At 72.0% G+C, this 3,228-nt stretch carries 3 protein-coding genes and 1 pseudogene; all 4 read left to right on the top strand.

The features are described from left to right. A partial coding sequence (locus KDH83_RS30015; RefSeq protein WP_212322531.1) for a hypothetical protein occupies positions 1-1,723 on the top strand: 1,723 nt, incomplete at its 5' end. Between the two features lie 122 nt (positions 1,724-1,845). Continuing rightward, positions 1,846-2,355: a GNAT family N-acetyltransferase gene (locus tag KDH83_RS30010; protein ID WP_212322530.1), complete on the top strand. Its 510-nt coding sequence runs from the start codon at positions 1,846-1,848 to the stop codon at positions 2,353-2,355. Positions 2,356-2,397: 42 nt separating this feature from the next. Further along, positions 2,398-2,883: a DUF6882 domain-containing protein gene (locus KDH83_RS30005; protein WP_212322529.1), complete on the top strand. Its 486-nt coding sequence runs from the start codon at positions 2,398-2,400 to the stop codon at positions 2,881-2,883. Positions 2,884-2,905: 22 nt separating this feature from the next. Continuing rightward, positions 2,906-3,228 (top strand): annotated as a pseudogene (locus tag KDH83_RS30000) (helix-turn-helix domain-containing protein); the annotation flags it as partial.

The following is a 3,228-nucleotide window of genomic DNA, read 5'->3' as shown; positions in this document are numbered from 1 at the left end:
CGGCGTGCGCGCCGGCTACTTCACCGTGTCCGCGCAGGTGATGGACCCGTTCGGCCGCAAGCGCCCCGTCAATATCCGCAACACCTATCTGGCCCAGAGCCTGACGACCCAGGCCCAGGGCGCCGCCGTGCCGGGCGTGGCCTATGCCCAGCCCCGGCTGAGCCAGCCCGCGCGCCTGCTGTGGCGCTGGCTGGCCGCCGACAGCAGCGGCTACGACGAGATGAACGCGCATCCTGCCACCACGCCGGTCTGCGGCTGGCTGCTGCCCAGCCACCTGTCGTACAGCTTCTTCCTGTACAACGCGCAGGGCAATCCGCTGGGCACCATCGCCGTGCGCGCCGACGGCGGCGCGGTCCTGTGGCAATCCGCGCCGGGCAACCAGGGCACGATAGACGCGGACCTGCAAACCGTGATGGCGCACGAGAATCCGCAGTTGCGCGCGCTGGCCCTCGCGCTGGGCGGCGCCACGCCGCAGTTCCTGCGCGCGTTCTGGCAAGCCTGCGACCGCTCGGCCGGCAGCATTTCCCCGGCCGCCGCCGACAGCCAGTCCAGCCTGGGTCTGCTGGTCGGCCGTCCGCTGGCGCTCACGCAGACCTCGCTGCGCCTGGAGCGCCAGGGATTCGCGGACCTGGACCAAAGCTATGCGGCCTTGTCGGGCGGCGCCTTCGCCGATACCGATCACGCCATTGGCGGCATCCGCTTCCCCGTGGTCATCGGCGACCTGCAGCGGCTGGACGACGGGCTGGTCGGCTACTTCACCGCCGCGTCCGGCGGCGGCTACGACACCGGCACGTTCTACAGCCAGGCCGCCACCGGCGCCGATCCTGGCGTGGTAGCGCCCGCCGTGGACCGGCTCACGCTGTCGCCCGCGGCCGCCTCGATGCAGGCGCCCGATGCTCCGCCCGAGCCGGAAACCAAGCTGCTGATGCTGGTGGATCCGCGCGCGCCCATTCACGCCAGCATGGGCATCCTGCCCACCGAAACGCTGGCCCTGCCGGCGGACCAGTACGAGGACATCCTCGCCGCGCTGGAGTTCACCATGCCGGCCTTTCCCTTGTTGCGCGCCCATGGCGGCCTGTCCGTGCCGCTGCCGCGCGCCGCCGGCTACAACCCGTCCTGGATCACCGAGGATCTCGACGTCCAGAACGCGCCCCGCTGGAACGTGGACCCGGATCTGCAGCCGGTCGACGCCGGTGCGATCTGGCAGTACAGCCCGCAAAGCCTGACCGAGGGCTGGCTGCGGCTCAATCCGGACCTGCTGCAATTCACGCTGACCAACGCCCAGGGCGCGCCGGTCGTGCGCGCCGGCGCCGACAGCGCGCTGACGCTGACGATCCAGAACCGCCGCAAGACGCCCATCGTCTTCACCCCCGGACAGACCAGCGGCGAGGACCAGCCCGCCACCGGCTCGGCCCTGTACCTGCACCTGGGCGCGCTGGTGGACGACGCGAACGTGCCGGACATCCGCTACGCCGCGCCCGGCTGGCGCTTCCTGCCGCTGCAGGACGCGCGCTACGGGCAGTACTGGGCCGCCGTGACGGAGGCGAACCTGACGCTGCCGCCCGGCGCGTCGCTCAGCATCGCCATCAGCCAGCTCAAGGTCAGCGCCACGGCGCCTGCCCAGGCCAGGGTCTACTTCGACTATGACAACCTGCAAGGCAGCGACGACGGCATCGACATGGCCGTCCTGACGGTGCAACCGGCCAGCGCGCAGCCCACCTAAGCGCGGACCGTCCGTGGCGGCGCCGCCCGTCGGCGCCGCCGCCTCCAATCACCGCAACGGCGTCCTGGTATCCTGCCGTCGACGGCCCGTGCGCCGCCACCGCCCCTGATCCGATGCCACGCATGAATCCGCCCCTTGCCGCCTCCGCCAGCCATGTCCTGCTGCGCCGCATGTGCGTGGACGACGTGCCCATGCTGCTGGCCCTGGAGTCCGACCCCGAGGTCATGCGCTACAGCACCGGCGTCAAGCCGGCCACCGAGGCGCGCCGCCGCGAACTGCTCGACTGGCTGCTCGAGGCGCCCGGCCTGCTGGGCCACTGGGCCGTGGTGGCCGACGGCGACGCGGTCGGCTGGGCCAGCCTGACGGCCTTGCCCGGCACCGACCGCATCCAGCTCGCCTACCGGCTGCAACGGCGCGCCTGGGGCCGGGGCTGCGCCACCGCAGCCGGCCGCCAGCTGTGCGACTATGCATGGCGCATGCTGGATGTCGCGGCCCTGTCCGCCGTCGCCTGGCCGGACAACCTGGCCTCGCGGCGCGTGCTCGAAAAACTCGGCTTCGTCCAGGCCGGCACCGAAACGCACTACGGGCGCGACACCGTGGCCTATCTGTTGCCGCGTCCGGCCTCGGCCTGACCCACGCCATCACTCTTACCGCTTTCCTGGAACCATCCACTCATGACCGACGCCCACAACACCGCCCCCGCCGATCCCCGCGTCTATATCGCGCAGAGCGTGGAAGGCATGAAGGCCGCCACCGCCGCCCATTGCGGTTCCTGGCACCTGGACCAAGCCGAGCGCTGGTCGGTGGACATGGACGAAGGGTTGATCCGCTTCGTGCTGCCCGACGGCATGCATGCCTCGGCCCCTGTCCAGATCGTGGGCACCACCAACAGCGACGACGGATCCTTCCTGTGGGGCTGGGATCACCCCTCCGTGCCGCCGGAACTGGCCGATCACGCCGAACTGGCGCGCGCCTTCGGCGAAGCCCATGGATTGCCCGAGTACAGCAACCGCAAGGTCGAGTGCGACGACATGCAGGCCTGGGAATTCGCCGCCGTGGCCATGCGCCTGGGCGGCGCCAGCGGCACCTATCGCGGACAGGCGTCGGAAACCGCCTCCGTGTGGATGACTTTCGGCGCCGTGACCCTGTCCCAGGGCTGAGGCCGCCGCGCCGGGATATCCCATGAACGCGCCCCTGGCCGCCGCCGCCCGCGCGCTCGCCTCGGGCGATCCGCTGGGCGCGCTGCACCATGTCGCGCTGCGCGGCGACCCGCCGGCGCTGGCGCTGCGCGGCATCGCCCTGGCCCAGCTGGGCGATCTGGAACGCGCCCGCGCCCTGCTGCGGCGCGCGGCCCGCGCGTTCCGCCCGGACCAGGAACTGGCGCGGGCGCGCTGCGAGCTGGCCGAAGCCGACGTGGCGCTGGCGATGCGCGACCTGGACTGGCCCGACGAAACGCTGGAATCCACCCGGCAGGCCCTGCTGCGGCATGGCGACCTGGCCAACGC

Source organism: Achromobacter sp. Marseille-Q0513 (assembly GCF_018195695.1).
In the GTDB taxonomy this organism is placed as follows: Bacteria; Pseudomonadota; Gammaproteobacteria; order Burkholderiales; family Burkholderiaceae_B; genus Achromobacter.
Note: the sequence above shows the minus strand (reverse complement) of the source record. Positions and strands in the feature narration are given on the sequence as shown.

What these genes read in the sequence shown, in the direction of transcription:
- KDH83_RS30010 (WP_212322530.1), top strand. Translation starts at nt 1,846, where the DNA reads ATGAATCCGCCCCTTGCCGCCTCCGCCAGCCATGTCCTGCTGCGCCGC.
- KDH83_RS30005 (WP_212322529.1), top strand. Translation starts at nt 2,398, where the DNA reads ATGACCGACGCCCACAACACCGCCCCCGCCGATCCCCGCGTCTATATC.